Origin of the sequence: Arthrobacter sp. YD2 (assembly GCF_030410475.1) — a bacterium.
Classification (GTDB): domain Bacteria; phylum Actinomycetota; class Actinomycetes; order Actinomycetales; family Micrococcaceae; genus Arthrobacter_B; species Arthrobacter_B zhangbolii.
The window spans coordinates 572,716-588,671 of record NZ_JAUHHB010000001.1 but is presented as its reverse complement, the minus strand read 5'-3'; the positions used below and the strand labels follow the sequence as shown (position 1 = coordinate 588,671).

16 protein-coding genes are annotated in these 15,956 nt (G+C 66.4%); 6 read left to right on the top strand and 10 right to left on the bottom strand.

The features are described 5' to 3' along the window. Nucleotides 1–49 precede the first annotated feature (49 nt). From QWJ37_RS02935 to QWJ37_RS02925, 3 genes are all read left to right on the top strand, one after another. Nucleotides 50–850 carry an SDR family oxidoreductase gene (locus QWJ37_RS02935; protein WP_227902733.1) on the top strand — a complete coding sequence of 267 codons (801 nt, stop codon included), beginning with the start codon at nucleotides 50–52 and terminating at the stop codon, nucleotides 848–850. A gap of 79 nt (nucleotides 851–929) precedes the next feature. Further along, nucleotides 930–2,216, top strand: a complete 1,287-nt coding sequence (locus QWJ37_RS02930; RefSeq protein WP_290243986.1) for an acyl-CoA dehydrogenase family protein — start codon at nucleotides 930–932, stop codon at nucleotides 2,214–2,216. Nucleotides 2,217–2,220: 4 nt separating this feature from the next. Continuing rightward, on the top strand, nucleotides 2,221–3,318 hold the full coding sequence (locus QWJ37_RS02925) for a phosphotransferase family protein (protein ID WP_290243984.1): 1,098 nt from the start codon (nucleotides 2,221–2,223) through the stop codon (nucleotides 3,316–3,318). 29 nt (nucleotides 3,319–3,347) lie between these two features. Here the strand turns inward: QWJ37_RS02925 and QWJ37_RS02920 are convergent, their stop codons facing one another. Then, nucleotides 3,348–4,385 (bottom strand): NAD(P)-dependent alcohol dehydrogenase, encoded by a 1,038-nt coding sequence (locus QWJ37_RS02920; protein ID WP_290243982.1) that lies wholly within the window; start codon nucleotides 4,383–4,385, stop codon nucleotides 3,348–3,350. 127 nt (nucleotides 4,386–4,512) lie between these two features. On the opposite strand from QWJ37_RS02920, the gene QWJ37_RS02915 reads away from it, so the two are divergent. Then, a complete protein-coding gene (locus QWJ37_RS02915; RefSeq protein WP_290243981.1) occupies nucleotides 4,513–5,058 on the top strand; it encodes a hypothetical protein in 546 nt (181 codons plus the stop codon). A gap of 134 nt (nucleotides 5,059–5,192) precedes the next feature. Here the strand turns inward: QWJ37_RS02915 and QWJ37_RS02910 are convergent, their stop codons facing one another. After that, complete coding sequence (locus tag QWJ37_RS02910) at nucleotides 5,193–6,599, bottom strand: OFA family MFS transporter (protein WP_290243979.1); 1,407 nt, start codon at nucleotides 6,597–6,599, stop codon at nucleotides 5,193–5,195. Nucleotides 6,600–6,929: 330 nt separating this feature from the next. Here QWJ37_RS02910 and QWJ37_RS02905 point away from each other — a divergent pair, with 330 nt between their 5' ends. Further along, on the top strand, nucleotides 6,930–8,879 hold the full coding sequence (locus QWJ37_RS02905; protein WP_290243977.1) for a hypothetical protein: 1,950 nt from the start codon (nucleotides 6,930–6,932) through the stop codon (nucleotides 8,877–8,879). Nucleotides 8,880–8,977: 98 nt separating this feature from the next. Here the strand turns inward: QWJ37_RS02905 and QWJ37_RS02900 are convergent, their stop codons facing one another. The 3 genes from QWJ37_RS02900 to QWJ37_RS02890 form a co-directional block, all read right to left on the bottom strand. Then, nucleotides 8,978–9,742 carry an IclR family transcriptional regulator gene (locus QWJ37_RS02900; protein WP_227902742.1) on the bottom strand — a complete coding sequence of 255 codons (765 nt, stop codon included), beginning with the start codon at nucleotides 9,740–9,742 and terminating at the stop codon, nucleotides 8,978–8,980. A gap of 68 nt (nucleotides 9,743–9,810) precedes the next feature. After that, a complete protein-coding gene (locus tag QWJ37_RS02895; RefSeq protein ID WP_290243974.1) occupies nucleotides 9,811–10,398 on the bottom strand; it encodes a dihydrofolate reductase family protein in 588 nt (195 codons plus the stop codon). Between the two features lie 91 nt (nucleotides 10,399–10,489). Then, on the bottom strand, nucleotides 10,490–11,035 hold the full coding sequence (locus QWJ37_RS02890) for a thioesterase family protein (RefSeq protein ID WP_290243971.1): 546 nt from the start codon (nucleotides 11,033–11,035) through the stop codon (nucleotides 10,490–10,492). 148 nt (nucleotides 11,036–11,183) lie between these two features. Between QWJ37_RS02890 and QWJ37_RS02885 the strand changes: the two genes are divergently transcribed. Beyond that, complete coding sequence (locus QWJ37_RS02885) at nucleotides 11,184–11,480, top strand: EthD family reductase (RefSeq protein WP_227928466.1); 297 nt, start codon at nucleotides 11,184–11,186, stop codon at nucleotides 11,478–11,480. 14 nt (nucleotides 11,481–11,494) lie between these two features. Here QWJ37_RS02885 and QWJ37_RS02880 read toward each other — a convergent pair whose 3' ends face one another. The 5 genes from QWJ37_RS02880 to QWJ37_RS02860 all read right to left on the bottom strand — a co-directional run bounded on the left by QWJ37_RS02880 (nucleotide 11,495) and on the right by QWJ37_RS02860 (nucleotide 15,862). Continuing rightward, the gene (locus tag QWJ37_RS02880) at nucleotides 11,495–12,178 is read right to left on the bottom strand and encodes a DUF6308 family protein (RefSeq protein ID WP_290243967.1); all 684 of its coding nucleotides are present in this window, start codon (nucleotides 12,176–12,178) and stop codon (nucleotides 11,495–11,497) included. Nucleotides 12,179–12,188: 10 nt separating this feature from the next. Next, complete coding sequence (locus tag QWJ37_RS02875; RefSeq protein ID WP_290243965.1) at nucleotides 12,189–13,187, bottom strand: glycine betaine ABC transporter substrate-binding protein; 999 nt, start codon at nucleotides 13,185–13,187, stop codon at nucleotides 12,189–12,191. After that, nucleotides 13,187–13,891 carry an ABC transporter permease gene (locus tag QWJ37_RS02870; protein WP_227903050.1) on the bottom strand — a complete coding sequence of 235 codons (705 nt, stop codon included), beginning with the start codon at nucleotides 13,889–13,891 and terminating at the stop codon, nucleotides 13,187–13,189. The genes QWJ37_RS02875 and QWJ37_RS02870 overlap by 1 nt, the downstream gene beginning before the upstream one ends. 71 nt (nucleotides 13,892–13,962) lie before the next feature. After that, on the bottom strand, nucleotides 13,963–15,228 hold the full coding sequence (locus QWJ37_RS02865) for an ATP-binding cassette domain-containing protein (RefSeq protein WP_227928462.1): 1,266 nt from the start codon (nucleotides 15,226–15,228) through the stop codon (nucleotides 13,963–13,965). Then, nucleotides 15,221–15,862, bottom strand: a complete 642-nt coding sequence (locus QWJ37_RS02860; protein ID WP_227902756.1) for an ABC transporter permease — start codon at nucleotides 15,860–15,862, stop codon at nucleotides 15,221–15,223. The genes QWJ37_RS02865 and QWJ37_RS02860 overlap by 8 nt, the downstream gene beginning before the upstream one ends. Between the last annotated feature and the right edge of the window lie 94 nt (nucleotides 15,863–15,956).

Here is a 15,956-nt window from a genome sequence, read left to right as displayed (position 1 = left end):
CCATACCGAGCGGTCGCTCGGTAGTGGATGACGGAAGTTGGCGGAGCAGATGACGGAACAGACACCGGAGCAGCACATACCCGGAACCGGCGCACGGTTGGAAGGCAAAACCGCCATTGTCACCGGCGCCAGCCGCGGTATCGGACTCGCCATCGCCCGCCGTCTGGCCGCCGAAGGCGCCCGCGTCTGCATCACCGCCCGCAATATCGGCCCGCTCAAGGAAGCTGCCGCCGAGTTCCCGGAAGGCAGCGTCCTGGTGGTTGCCGGCAAGTCCGATGACCCGGACCACCGCGCCGAGGTACTGGAGACGGTAACCCGCGCCTGGGGGCAGCTGGACATCCTGGTCAACAACGCCGGCGTTAATCCGGTCTACGGTCCGCTGACCGAGCTGGATCCGGCCGCCGGCCGGCGGATCCTGGACGTCAATCTGCTCGGCACGCTGGGCTGGGTACAGGACGTCTGTGCCTACGCGGCCCTGGATTTCACCGGCCGCGGCGGGGCCATCCTGAACCTCTCCTCCGTCTCCGCCCAGACCCCGGCGCACGGCATCGGGTTTTACGGCATCAGCAAGGCCGCGGTTGAACAGCTCACCCGGACCCTCGCCGTGGAACTGGCCCCCAGCGTGCGCGTTAACGCTCTGGCGCCCGCCGTCGTCAAAACACAGTTTGCCCGCGCCCTGTACGAAGGCCGGGAGGAAAAAGTCAGCGCCTCCTATCCCCTCAAACGGCTCGGCACCCCCGAAGACATTGCCGGCGCCGCGGCCTTCCTGGTCTCCGAGGACGCCGCCTGGATCACCGGGCAGATCCTGAACCTCGACGGCGGGCTGCTCGCGGCCGGTGGCTCAGCCTAAACGCCGCTGGTTCCGCATTCTCCCCCGCTTCCTTCGCCGCGTTCCCGCCGCGTTCCCCGCCAAACCCAAAGGACCCGCCATGAGCCCCGCATCCCTGCCCCCGGAGATCGAAGACCTGCGCCTGCGCACCCGTGACTTCATCCGCGGCACGGTGATGCCCGCAGAACCGCGTCCCGGCGAGGTGGTGCCGGAGCCGCTGCTGAAGGAACTTCGCGAAGCCGCGAAGGCGGCCGGCGTCTTCGCCCCGCATGCACCGCGCGAATACGGCGGCCAGGGAGTGCCGCTGGAACACTGGTCCCCCATCTTCCAGGAGGCAGGCTACTCGCTGATCGGACCGTCCGCATTGAACTGCATGGCACCCGATGAAGGGAACATGCACATGCTGCACCTGATCGGCAGCGAGGAGCAGAAGCGGCGCTATCTCGCCCCGCTGGTCGCCGGGGATGCCCGCTCCTGCTTCGGCATGACCGAGCCCCATCCCGGCGCCGGATCCGATCCGGCGGCCCTGCGCTCCCGTGCGGAGAAAGTCGACGGCGGCTGGCGGATCACCGGCCACAAACGCTTTACCAGCGGGGCCAACAACGCCACCTTCTGCATCGCCATGGTCCGCACCGATGCCGTGGACGGCGCACCGGCCGGAGCCACCATGCTGCTAGTGGATATGGACGCCCCCGGGGTACGGATCGGCGAGCAGCTGCACACCATGGACCGGGCCATCGGCGGCGGACATCCGCACGTGCATTTCGAGGACGTCTTTGTGCCCGACGGCGCCGTCCTCGGCGCGCCGGGCGAAGGCTTCCGCTACGCACAGGTACGCCTGGGCCCGGCACGCCTTACCCACTGCATGCGCTGGCTCGGCCTGGCCCGCCGCTCCCTGGACATAGCCCTGGACCGCACCAACCGGCGCGAGATCTTCGGCTCCGTCATGAACGAACTCGGCCTGGCGCAGGAAATGATCGCCCAGTCAGTCATTGACATTGAAACCTCCGACGCCATCATCACCAAGACCGCCGCCCTGCTGGAGGCCGATGCCAAGGCGGGCTCCGCCCTGTCCTCCGTGGCCAAGGCACACACCTCCGAGGCGGTCTACCGCGTGATCGACCGCAGCCTGCAGCTCTGCGGCGGCGACGGCGTCACCGACCGGCTGCCCCTGGCCTCCTACCTCAACGAGGTGCGGGCGTTCCGCATTTACGACGGCTCCAATGAAACCCACAAGTGGGCCATTGCCCGCCGGGCCTCGTCCGGCCGCCGCCGCGAGGTGGAGCACGGCGCCCCCTATCTTGCCGACGTCACGGACGCGGCCGGTCCCGCGGCCGGCAGCACACTGACCGACGACGCCGCGTTCCCCGCCGATGCGAAAGCCTGAACCCATGCACACCACCCCTGACGGCACCGAAGTAGTAGCCACCCGCGCCGAGGCAGAGGCTCTGGCTTCCCCGCCGCTGCTGATCCTCGACGAAGTCACCGCGTTTTTCGACGCCCACGGTCTTGGCGCCGGGCCACTTGCCTGGGCCTCCATTGGCGACGGGCAGTCCAACGTCACCTACCGGATCCGGCGCGGCAATGACGACTTTGTGCTGCGCCGCGGCCCGCGTCCGCCGCTGCCGCGCTCCACCCATGACATGGTCCGCGAGGCACGGATCCAGCAGCTGCTGCGCGTGCAGGGCGTACCCGTGCCGGAAATCCTGGCCGTCTGCGAGGACGAGTCGGTGCTCGGCGTGCCCTTCTACGTCATGAACTACCTCGACGGGCTGGTCATCACCAACACCATTCCGCCCGCCCTCTCCTCGCCCGAGGACCGCCGGGCCACCAGCGCCGCCGTCGTCGACGCGCTGGTCCGCATCCACTCAGTGGACGTGAGCAGCGGGGATCTGGCCGGTTTCGGCAAACCCGAGGGATACCTCAGCCGCCAGGTGTCCCGGTTCTCTTCCCTCTGGGAGGTCAACACCATGCGCACCCTGCCCGACGTGGCACGCATCGGCGGCTGGCTGGCCGACAACGTGCCGGACAGCCAGGCCGCCGCGGTGCTGCACGGCGACTACCGGCCGGGAAACCTGATGTTTGCCCCGCAGTCCCCGGCCCGCGTCATCGCCATCCTGGACTGGGAGATGTCCGCCATCGGGGATCCGCTCGCGGATCTGGGGTACCTCACCGCCACGTATTCCGAGCCCGGCAGCGAGTCCACCCCGCTGGAGCTCACCGGCGTGACCCGGCACCCCGGGTATTTCACCCGGGAGGATGTCATTAACGCCTACCGGGAGCGGATGGACCTGGACCTGACCGCGCTGCCCTGGTACCAGGCCCTGGCGCTGTGGAAGGCATCCATCTTCTGCGAAGCCATCTACACCCGCTGGCTCAAGGGCGAGCGCCCGCATGACACCGTGTTCGGCCCCTCGCTGGAGGAAGGCGTGCCGCAGCTGCTGCGCACCGCGGCGCAGTTCGCCGGGCTGGACCGCGCTGCACTGTAGCCGCCACGCGGTCCGCCGCCCGGCGTTGGTCAGGGAACGACGACGGCGCGGCCCAACAGCTGGTTGTTCTTCAGCTTCTCGTAGGCGGCCGGGGCATCATCCAGGCTGAAGGTCTCGGTGTGCACGTTGATTCCTTCGCTGCGGGCGAGATCCAAAACCTCAAACAACTCCGAGCGCGAGCCCCAGTAGGGGGCACGGATGGAGGTTTCCCAGGCAGAGGTCGCCGCCATGCCCACCGGCAGGGTGCCGGCACCGACACCCACCAGCACCTGATCCCCCTGCGCCGCAAGCATCGCCTGGCCCAGGTCCAGGGTGGCCTGGTTGGTCACGAAGTCAAAGACGGCGTCCACACCCCGGCCGCCGGTCAGGTCCCGGACCAAGGCCACCGCCCCGGGCTCGGACGGGAAGGTGTAGTGCGCTCCGACGTCGGTGGCCAGGTTCAGCTTGGCCTCGTCAATGTCCAGTGCCACCACGGTGGCAGCCGTCATGGCCCGCAGGATCTGCACCCCCACGTGGCCCAGCCCGCCCACGCCGATCACTACGGCGGTGGAGCCTGAGGGCAGCTTATCCAGCGACCCTTTGATCGCGTGGTACGGAGTGAGGCCGGCGTCCGTCAGGGAGACATTCTGCACCGGGTCCAGGTCCCCCAGGGGCACCAGGTGCCGCGGGCTGTCCACAATCAGGTATTCCGCCATGGCCCCGGGGGCGCCCAGCCCGGGCGGGGCGATGCCAAGTGCCGCGGCGTTCCGGCAGTAGTTCTCCTTGCCGCTGGAGCATTCGTAACACATCCCGCAGCCCCAGGGACCGTAGACGGCCATGGAGGTGCCGACGTCGATGTTCTGCACGCCGTCGCCGATCCGGTCCACCACCCCGGCGGCCTCATGTCCCAGCGTCAGGGGCAGTCCGTAGATGTATTCGCCCGCCGGCAGGCTCATGATGAATTCATCCGAGTGGCAGACCCCGGCGGCAGTGATCTTCAGCCGCACCTGGCCCGGTCCCGGTTCGGGGGTTTCGATTTCCACCACTTCGGGCGGCGCGCCCAGGGTGCGGTATTGAAGAGCCTTCATGGCGTGCTCCTACTCTCCGCACCGGCGAAGCTCCGCCGCAGGTACGGGTGGATGGCTTTAGCACCTTAATCGTTGCACCCGGGCTCCGGTTGCACAGCCCCTGCGCGGCCCCGGTACCGTGAGGGGCATGAAGAATCCGCCGCTTTCCCTTGCCCTTGCCGCTGTGTCTGCTGCCGGTACGCTCAGCCGGCCCGCCGACTGGTCCCCGTCCCTGCGCCGCCTTTACATCCTGGCACCGGGCGCAGCCATCGGCGCCATCAGCGTTGTGGCAGTGCAGAAGGGCACCCGCAAGGGCAGGGAACTGGCGGCCGCCTCAACGGTTGACCTGGTGACCCCGTTCACGGCCGCGGCTGAGGACGGCGCTGCGGGTGAGGACGGCGCTGCGGGTGAGGACGGCGCTGCGGGTGAGGCAACCGCGCCTTCCTATCTGCGTGCAGCCGGTTCCGCGCCGCGAACCCCGGCCATCGCACTGGCCGGCATGGCTGCGCTCGTGGGGGTCACCGTCAGCGGCGTTTTGGCACTGACCCTGGCACTGGATGAACAGGTTGAGAAATGGTTGATCCGGCGCGGGGTGGCCCGTCCCCGGTGGGTGATGGCGGCGGCCGCCGCCGCCTCTTCCCTGCTTCTGGACCAGGCAACGGACTCCGGGGACTCCGGGAAGTCCAAGGGCTGACCAGCCCCCCCCTATCCGCACACCGGACAGCCGTCAGCCGAACAGTGCCGCTGCCCGGCTGAGGGTCTGAAAGACGCCGTACGCCAGCGGAATTCCCACCAGCAGCCAGCTCACTGTGACCATCGCTTTGTTGCTCATGCGTGCTCTCCGTCCGGGGTTGGTGTCTGCGCCGGAGCCTCCGGCTCGGACTTCGGTTCGTGGTGGCGGGAGTGGACCGGTGTCACCAGCAGATTCGCGATGAACCCGACAATCAGCAGGCCCACCATGGTCAGCAGGGCGGGATAGTAGGCCCCCGCGGTCAGCTCGCCGGGAGTGCCTTGCGCGTCCAGGAATGAATTGACGATGAGCGGTCCGGCAATCCCGGCCGCGGACCAGGCGGTGAGCAGCCGGCCGTGGATGGCGCCCACTTGGAAGGTGCCGAACAGGTCCCGCAGATAGGCCGGAACCGTGGCGAATCCGCCGCCGTAGAAGGACAGGATCACGAAGGCCAGCGCTACGTAGAGGATGGTGGAGGTGTCTCCGAAGAAGGAGAGCAGGGCGTACAGGATGGCGCCGCCGCCGAGGTAGAGCATGTAGATGCGTTTGCGGCCGATCAGGTCCGAGGTGGCGGACCAGACAAAGCGGCCGCCCATGTTGCCGATCGAGAGCAGGCCCACGAATCCGCCGGCAACGGCGGCTGTGACCAGGGAAGCGCCGTCGGGCTGGCGGAAGAAGTCCTGGATCATCGGCGCGGCCTGTTCCAGGATGCCGATACCGGCCGTCACGTTGCAGAAGAGCACAATCCAGACGAGCCAGAACTGCCTGGTCTTGATGGCGTTGGCTGCCGAGACGTGGTTGGTGGTGACCAGGGATTTGGCGGCGACGGCGGAGGGATCAAAGCCCGCCGGTTTCCAGTCCGCGGCCGGAACCCGGATGGTCGCGGCGCCGTACAGCATGTAGATCAGATAAATGGCCGCCAGGGTCAGGAACAGCTTGCCCACCGCGTCCCCGCTGGCCACCCATCCCGGGGTACCCGAGGCCGGATCGTAGAAGGCCAGCAGCGCCGAGGACAGCGGGCTGGCAATCAGTGCACCACCGCCGAATCCCATGATCGCCATGCCCGTGGCGAGCCCGGGCCGGTCCGGGAACCACTTGATCAGGGTGGACACCGGGGAGATGTAGCCGATGCCCAGGCCGATGCCGCCGATCACCCCGTATCCCAGATACAGCAGCCAAAGCTGGTGGGTGAAGATCCCCACCGCTCCCACCACGAAGCCGCCCACCCAGAACATGGCCGAGACAAACATCGCCTTTCGGGGTCCGTTGGCATCCACCCAGGTACCCATCACAGCTGCCGAAAGCCCCAGCATCACGATGGCAATCGAGAAGATCACACCGATCTGCGTGAGGCTGGCATCGAAATAGTCCACCAGCGCCGTCTTGTAGACGCTGGTGGCGTAGACCTGGCCAATGCACAGATGGACGGCCAAAGCGGCCGGCGGGATGAGCCATCGGTTGAAACCGGGCGGGGCGATGGTGCGGTTGCGATCCAGCCAACTCATACGGACTCCCTTGTCAGGCTGCGTCGTGCTCAGACTGTGTGTAGGAGTCAGGATGCGCCCTGAAGAACGCCGTGTCCCGGAATGACACGCGTTTTGCCGTATCGCAGGAAAACATACCGTGCAACCTACTCACCGGTAACTAATTTCCCAAAACGCTTGCTTTGTTACCGCTGGGTAGCTTAGATGTAACAGACATCACACTCACCCGGGTCGGTTTCGTCATCTGCGGAAACGGACCGGACACCATGCATTCGCGAAGGCTGCGCCCACCGGCGTGCTGCACGCAGCTCAGTCAGTCTCGACCCGTATGAAGCAGAAAAAGGATATTCAATGACGAGTTCCACGTCCGGGCGCGCATCATCCCGCCCGCACACACTTTTAACCGCCCTTTTGGCGTTGTTCCTGATCCTCCTGCTGGCCTTCTTTGTGCTGTTTACCGGCAAGGTGGCCGACGGCGCGGTGCAGCTGAGCGATGGCGCTGAGCGTGCCTCCACCGGTGCAGGGGACCTAAAGGAAGGCGCAGCCAAGGCCAAGGACGGTGCAGACAAAGTTGCTGCCGGCTCCAAGAAGGTCGACGACGGCGCAAACACCCTGGCCAACGGCATCTCCTCCGCCAAGGCCGGCGTGACCACGCTGAAGGAAGGCGCCACCACGCTCGATGAGGGTGCACTGAAGCTCCTCACCGGTGCCGAGGCTGCCAACACCGGCGCCAACAAGCTTGCTGCCGGTGCCACCACTGCCAACAGCGGTGCCGGTCAGCTGGTCGTGGGCGCCAACAGCGCATCCGAGGGCGCCAACCAGCTCGCCAACGGCGCTACCACCGCCAACAACGGTGCGAAGGAGCTGCAGGCCGGTGCGAACAGTGCCGCTGACGGTGCGGGCAAACTGGCCGCCGGCGCCACCGCGGCAAACGCCGGTGTCAAGGAACTCAAGACCGGCGCCAGCTCGGCCGCATCCGGCGCTAAGCAGCTGGCTGACGGCGCTAAGTCGGCGAAGGACGGGTCGACCCAGGTGGCTGGCGGGGCCAACGAGCTTTACACGAAGATGAAGCCTCTCAACGAGAAGGCACCCGCCCTCGCAGGGGGCGCACAGCAGGTTGCAGATGGGATTGCAAAGGCGGCTCCGGGAGCTGCCGCCGTCAACGGTGGAGTGCTGCAGATTGATGCCGGCATCAACACGGTTCAGGAAGGCCAGTCCGACACGGTGGCCAATCAGATCAAGGCTGACCTCGTCCCCTACGGCCCGAACGGCGAGTCCATGGGCGCCGCAGAACTCGAAGCCGCTGCAGACCGCATTCAGCTCCTGCCGGAAGCTTTCGGAGGCGGAAAGGAACCCGCCGATCGCCTGCGCCTCGCCGCAGCAAAGCTTGAGGGACTCGAGCGCCTGGTTGCCACCATCGATCTTGGCCTTCAGGGCAACGGAACCCCCCAGCAGCCGGGCCTCAAATACGGTGCCGCCGCAGTCTCCGACGGCTTGGCCCAGCTCAACGATCCTGCCGCTGCGCCCGCACTTGCTGCGGGAGCCGGACAGGCCGCGGAAGGTATCGAACAGCTCTACGCCGGGGCAGGCCGGCTCTCCGCCGGCGCGACGGAACTCGATAAGGGCCTGGTCGTCCTGAAGCAGGGCGCTGATGCCCTTGCCGAGGGCAACGGCAAGCTCGCCGCCGGCGCAGGCACCCTCGCCACCGGCCTCGGCGCCCTGGAAAAGGGTTCGAAGGACCTCACTGCAGGCAACGGCAAGCTCGCCGCCGGCGCAGGCAGCCTCGCCACCGGCCTCGGCACCCTGGAAAACGGTGCCTACACGCTGGCCGACGGCAACGGGAAGATCGCCGCCGGTGCAGGCTCCCTGGCCACCGGGCTGAGCACGCTGGAGACCGGCGCGTACACGCTGGCCGATGGCAACTACAAGATCTACGACGGCACCATCAGCCTGGCTGACGGCACCGGCCGCCTCACCACCGGCACCGAGTCCCTGGACGAGGGTGTCACCAAGCTCGACGACGGCGGCAAGACGCTGACCGCAGGCACCAAGGACCTGAAGAAGGGTGCAGCGGACCTGGCTGACGGCAATGCCAAGCTCGCCGAAGGCAGCGAGACGCTGGCCAACGGCAACGGGGACATCGCCGACGGCGCCGACACCATGCGGGCCAGCACCACGGCCCTGACTCCGGGCGAGATCCTCACCTCCCCGAAGATCCTCGCCGTGCTGATCCCGCTGCTGCTGCTGCTGGTTCCGATCGGTATGCTGGTCGCCGGTACCCGCCGCAACGCACAGCACTAGCGTTTCGGAGCACCACCGCATCACCTCGCACCACTAAAGGAAGGGCAGGAACCGCAGCCGCGGTTCCTGCCCTTCCCCGTTAACGGGAAATGTGATGCCTAGCGTGCGGCGAGGTTCAGCTCTGCGGAGATGCGTTCCGCCGCTCTGCGCAGGGCGGGGATGGCACGGCCGGCAAACCCTTCATCCACACGCGACACCGGACCGGAGACGGAAACAGCGGCGGGTGTGGGCGCGTTCGGTACCGCCATCGCGAAGCACCGCACGCCGAGTTCCTGCTCCTGCTCGTCGATGGAATAGCCGCGCTCCCGGATGCGTGCCAGGTCCGCCAGCAGCGCCTCGGTGCTGCCCAGGCTGTAAACGGTAGGGGTAGGCATGCCGGCCCGCTCCACCATGCTGCGCACCTTCGCATCGGGCAGCTGTGCCAGGATGGCCTTGCCGACGCCGGTGTCATGGGTGTGTGCGCGGCGCCCCACTTCAGTGAACATCCGCATGGAGTGCTGTGACGGGACCTGCGCAATGTAAACCACCATGTCGGCGTCGAGCACCGCCATGTTGGCGGTCTCGCCCAGCTCGTCCACCAGTTCCTTCAGATGCGGCAGGGCCACCGAGCCAAGCTGCTGGTTTGCCCCCTCGCCCAGCCTGATCAGCTTCGGGCCCAGGGCGTAGCGCCGGTTGGGCAGCTGCCGGGCGTAGCCCAGTGCCACGAGGGTGCGCAGCAGCCGGTGAATGGTGGGAAGGGGCAGGCTGGCGGACGCGGACAGTTCGCTCAGCGTCACTGCACCGCCCGCATCGGCAATCAGTTCCAGCAGTTCAAAGACACGTTCCACCGACTGCACGCCGGATCCGGCGGCTCGTTCAGCCATAGTTGACCCTCCCGATACTCTCCCCGGAGTTTATCGCATCGCGGAAAAGCGTTCTCGCTCTGAGGGAGCTATGTCCCCCTGCGCATCAGGGTGACCGCCAGTGCACCGGACTCGGTGGTTTCCTTTTGGGTCAGGGTGTATCCGCCCAAATCGGCCGGGCTGCTGAACAGCCGCTTGCCCTCACCCACGGTTACCGGCAGCACCATCAGCCGGTAACCGTCCACCAGGCCGGCCTCATACAGGGAGCGGGCCAATTGGTAGCTTCCGTGCACCTGGATTTCGCCCATGCCGTGGGACTTGATCTCCTCCACTTTGTGCATCACGTCGCCGCGGATCACGCGGGTGTTGTGCCAGCCCGGGTTCTCCAGCGTGGAGGAGACCAGGTACTTGGGCATGTGGTTGAGGTGGGTGGCCACGAAATCAAACGGATCGGTGTCCGCTTCCCAGAATGGCCACAACATCTCGTAGGTGTTCCGGCCCAGGAGCAGGGCATCCCCGTGGCCGAACCACTCCCCGCCTATGCGGGCAACCTCGGCGTCCATGTGCGGAATCATCCAGCCGCCGTGGGTAAATCCGCCGGAGGTGTCCTCATCGACGCTGCCCGGGCCCTGCATCACGCCGTCCAGCGTCAGGAACGTATTGACAGTCAGTTTCACCGGACACCCCTGTTCCTCGCACTCGTTCCAGCGTCGGCCCGGGGAGGGCGGGTGTCAACGGTCGGCGGGCAGCCTGGGCGCCGCCATCGTCCTACCAGATGTGGGGAGCAGGACGGCGGGTGCTCGGCAGGGCCACACTGGCGCGCCATTCCTTGATCCATTCAGGGAGGACGAGGTCCGACGGCGGAACCGCGCCCACCTTCTTGAAGATCTCCTCGTTGGACAGCGGGCCGTTCCTGGAGAGGAACCGGCAGCCAATATGCGCGCTGGCGTAAATCTCGCCGTCGGCGACCATCCGCTGCTCCAGGTAGATCGCCCGGTCATCGAAACCGACAATCCGGGATTCGATGGTGTAGCGCTGATGCAACTGCAGCGACTTGCGGAAGCTGATGGTCTCGTTGTTCACCACCGGGCTCCACTTGTGCTTTTTCATCAGATCCCACATGCCGCTGCGCACCAGCAGGTCGAACCGGCCCAGGTCCATCAGCGAGAGGTACATGCCGTTGTTCAGGTGCATCGCCACGTCAATGTCCGTGACCAGCACCCGCATGGGCACGGAGGAGGACTCAAAGAACCCCAGCTTGGGGCGGCGGCGGGCGCGGAAGAGGATCAGGATGGTGCGCAGAATCAGGTGCATGGCCGCTATATTACCGCTCAGTAACTTAGTCCGGTAGACGGCGCGCTTTCTTTTCCTCCCGCGTCGCCGCCGCTGCCAGGCACCCGCCCTTCCGTGAGTTCCCACACCACTCTGTCCCGCCGTCGTCGGCCGCGCTAGCCTGCCCGGCATGCATACCCTTGTTGTCCTGTACGGGCACCCGCTGGATCACGATGCGTTTCGGACGCACTTCACCACCGTGCACCTGCCGCTGGCCCGGAACATTCCCGGCATCCGCGGCTTCCGGCACTCACACCGGCTCACTGCACCGGAGGGTACGGCACCCTACTTCGCCCTGTTCGAGGCGGATTTCGACGACGAGCCGGCCATGCAGGAGGCCATGACCACCGCCGAGGGCCAGCTGGCCAATGCCGACATTCCCAACTTCGCCAGCGGCGGGGTGACCGTTTTCACCTACCGGCGCTAGCTTCGCGGGAGCTGTCAGTCCTCCCCTGCCATGTGCTTGTACCCGCGGCGGCGGCCGTCCATCCACAGGATGACATCCATGACCCGCAGGGTGGAGACCGGGGCGGGCAGGTCCGCGCGGGCTTGAACGACTGCTAGCCGGCGGGCCAGGTCCCTGTCGTCCATGGTCAGCAGGGAATGCCATTCCTCCCACTGCGTGAGTGAAGTGCCCAGACCGGCGCTTCTCGCCACCGTCGCATCCCAGATGGGGATCAGTTTGGGCCGCTTCCGTGCCAGCAGCTTGCTGGCCTTGCCGGCCCCCGTCTTCCACTGCCCGCCCTTGTAACCGCGGAAAAGATCCCAGAGCAGCCAGGCCGGGCTTTCCTTGCCCAGCACGTGGAAGTACTCCACGGGTGTGACATCCTCCATGGCAAGGTCCGCCGGGATGAGTTCCAGCAGCTCACCTATCTGGGCTGCCTTGGTTTCGAGCAGGCCTACCACCGCCGGACCGGTAATTTCCTCACCCAGCAGGGCAAGGGCCACCAGGTCATCGGCGGTGATGCGGTTCGCGACACCCGGTGCGTCCCCTCCGCCGGCCCACGTATCGAACCGCGCGCCGGTCCGCACATGCCCGGAGGTGAGTTTCTGCCGGTAGTAGCGGTCCAGGAGGTCCGCGGCGTCGTCGATGTGCTTGGCATCCAGGATTGCTGGCAAGTCCACGGTGTCCACCTCACTCGGGAGTGGTAATCAGGCCCTTCGAAACCATCCAGTCATAGGCGACGTCGGCCGGCTCCTCGCCGTTCACGTCCACTGCCAGGTTCATTTTCCGCAGTTCCTCGTCCGTCAGCAACGGTGCGATCTGGGCGAAGACCTCCGCGAGCTCAGGAAATTCCTCCAACGCTTCCGTGTAAAAAACCGGTGAGGCGTTGTAGGCCGGGAAGTACGCCAGATCATCCACGAGAACGGTCAGCCCCAGCGAGTCGATCCGCCCGTCCGTAGCAAAGACCTCGCCGAAGTTGCATTCGCCGGTATCGGTCGCCGAATACACGGCGCCGGTGTCGTAAATGCCAATGTTGCCCTCCGGGACACCCTCCGGTGAGCCGCGGAGCAGGCCGTAGCGTTCCAGCATCGGGTTCATGCCGTCGGGTCGGGAGTTGAATTCCGCCTCCAGGCAGAACGTGCGTTCCTCCACCGGCAGGGCGGCAATGTCTGAAATGCTCTCCACTCCCAGTTCCTCCGCGGCCTCATTGCGGATGGCAAACGCATAGGTGTTGTTCATGGGGGCGGGCGCTCCCCAGGTCAGGCCGTTAGCCAGATCCGCGTCATGCACCGCCTGCCACTGCTCCTGTTTGTCCGCTATGCCTTCGGTCATCCCCAGGTACGCAATCCAGCCGGTACCCGTGTACTCCCAGGTCACATCCGCCTGTCCGGAGACCATCAGTTCGCGGGCCGGTTGGCTGCCGGGAATGTTGGTCAGGTCGGTGACCTCGAACCCGGCGGCCCTGGTGGCCAGCACGGAGATTTTGCCCAGGATCAGCTGTTCGGTGAAGTTCTTCCCCGTGACGGTAAGTTTCGCGTCATCAGGCAGGCCTTCGAGCGGCTGGATCAACCCGGGTTCGGCGTCCGGAACGTAGGAATCTGCCGGCTGCAGGCCGCATCCGGTGAGCAGCAGGCCGAAGGCGGCACCTGCTGCTGCGAACCGTAAACGGGCCGTTGACGGCGTCTTCATCAGAGTCCTTTCGGCCGGGCCATGTGTTCCACAACGCGCCCGATCCAATCCACGATCAGGGCGAGCAGGGCCACCAGCACGGCACCGGCCACCAACACGGTGGTGAGGTTCAGGTTCACTCCGGTGGTGATGAGGATGCCCAGCCCGCCGCCGTTGACGAAGGTCGCCAGGGTGGCGGTGCCTACCAGCAGCACCAGTGCGGTCCGCACCCCGGAGAGCATGATCGGCACGGCCAGCGGAAGCTCAAGTCTGAACAGCACGCCAGTCGAGCTCATTCCCACGCCGCGGCCGGCTTCTACGATGCGCGGGTCCACCTGCTGCAGCCCCACCATGGTGTTCCGCATAACGGGTAACAGGGCATACACCACCAGCGCAGTGACTGCGGCCCGGAATCCGAATCCGAGCCAGAAGGCCAGCAGTACCAGCAGCCCGATCGCCGGTGCCGCCTGCCCTATATTGGCCACGGCCATCACGGGCCCGGTGATCCGGTGCAGCCGCCCGCGTGTCAGGACCACGCCCAGCGGGATGGCAATCACCAGCACAATCACCGCGGCAACGCCGGTGAGGAGCAGATGCTGCACGGTGTAGTCCCAGAGGGCCGCCGGGGCCAGGGTGGTGCGCTCGGAGGCACTCAGCTCCGCCGTGCTCAGCCACAGCGTCAGCAGTGCAAAGGCGACCGCGATTCCTGCCAGCTGCAGGATCAGCGGACGCCACGACGCCGGCGCGGCACCATCCTGTGCCTGGGTCTGGGCCGCCGCCTGCGAAGCCACCGCGCTCACTGCGGTGCTCCGGTGCCGGCGACGTCCTGGACGGGGACCGGGTCCCCGGCACGCTGGATCATGCCGCTGTTGATGCCCACCGGCGCACTCGATGACCCCTGCTGCGCGGCGTCGTTCGCTGCAGTGATGGCCTCCATCACGGTCTGGACTGTCACCATGCCCAGGAAACTCTCGCGCGGACCGGTGACCAGTGCCGCGCCGGTGCTGGAAACCAGCATGGTGTCCAGGGCGTCGTTCAAAGTTGCCTGGTTACCGATCACCGGAAGCCGCGGATCAACGGCGTCGGTGTGCCGGTCCAGGCGGCTGAGCTGGCGGCGGGAAAGCCATTGGATGGGCCGGCCGCGTTCATCGAGCACCACAGCATTCTGTTCGCCGGCTCCCTGCAGGCGCGAGAGGGTGTCGCTGGTGAGGTCCCCGACAGATGCCGTCACGGGCATCACCAGATCCACTTCGTTGACGCGGGTCAGGGTCAGCTGCTTCAGCCCGGCGCCGGAGCCGATGAAGTTCTCCACAAATTCGTTGGCCGGACTGGCCAGGATGCGTTCCGGGGAGTCGTACTGCACCAGCTGGGCGCCCTCGTCAAAGATGGCGATCCAGTCGCCCAGCTTCACCGCCTCGTCGAAGTCATGGGTGACGCAGACAATCGTCTTGTGCAGCTCGGACTGGATGTGCAGGAGTTCGTCCTGCAGCCGCTGGCGGGTGATCGGGTCCACGGCGCCGAACGGTTCATCCATCAGCAGTACCGGCGGGTCGGCGGCCAGGGCACGGGCCACACCCACCCGCTGCTGCTGTCCGCCGGACAGCTCCTTGGGATACCGGTCCCGGTACAACGCCGGGTCCAGGGACACCAGTTCCAGCAGTTCGTCCACCCGTGACCGGATACGTTCCTTGTCCCAGTTCAGCATTTTCGGAACCACGGCGATGTTCGCGGCCACGGTCATATGCGGAAACAGCCCGCCTGCCTGGATCACGTAGCCAATGCCGCGGCGCAGCTGGTCGCCGTCGATTCCGGTGACGTCTTCGCCGTTGAGGATGATCCGGCCGCTGGTGGGTTCAATGAGCCGGTTGATCATTTTCAGTGTGGTGGTTTTCCCGCAGCCCGAAGGGCCGACCAGCATCACAATGCTGCCCTGCGGGATCTCCATGGTCAGTCCGCCGACCGCCGGTTTCTCCTGCCCCGGGAATCGCTTAGTGACATCTTCGAGCAGGATGCCGGCACCGGCGGCCCTACCGCCGTTTGAGGGGATTTCAGTCTCAGACACGGATACCTCGCGGGGTTGTGAGCCGGCCGAGGCCGACCAGGAGCAGGTCCAGGATCAGAGCCAGCAGGATTACGCCGACGACGCCGACCACCACCGATTGGAGGGAGTTGGCACCGCCCAGCCGGGACAGGCCCGAGAAGATGAATCCGCCCAGGCCGGGGCCCAGGGCATAGGCCGCGATGGCGGCAATGCCCATGACCATTTGTGCAGAAACCCGCACCCCGGCCAGAATGACCGGCCAGGCCAGGGGCAGTTCAATCCGCAGCAGGGTACGCAGCCGGCTCATGCCGATTCCGCGTGCGGATTCCACGACGGCGGGTGAAATCCCGGACAGGCCCACCACCGCATTGCGGAGGATCGGAAGCGTCGCGTAGAACGCCACCACAATCACCGCCGGTGTGGCCCCGAATCCGACCGGAGCTATCAGCAGGCCGATCAGGGCAAAGGACGGCAGTGTCAGGCCTACGGCCGAGACGGCGTTGGCCACGCCGGTAAGGGTCTTATTACGGTAGACCAAGGCCCCGATAAGCACGGCAATGACGGTGGCCAGGATCAGGCACTGCACCACCAGGCTGAAGTGCTGCCATCCGGCGAAGAGGATCTGCTGATACCGGTCCGCCACGAATTCCCACACATCAAGACCTCTTCGCTCTGGCTAGGAAAGTACCCTGGGCTCCGTTCCGGTCCTGCTGAACGGTTGCCGTGCACGCGGCCGGGCCGCTGCTTTC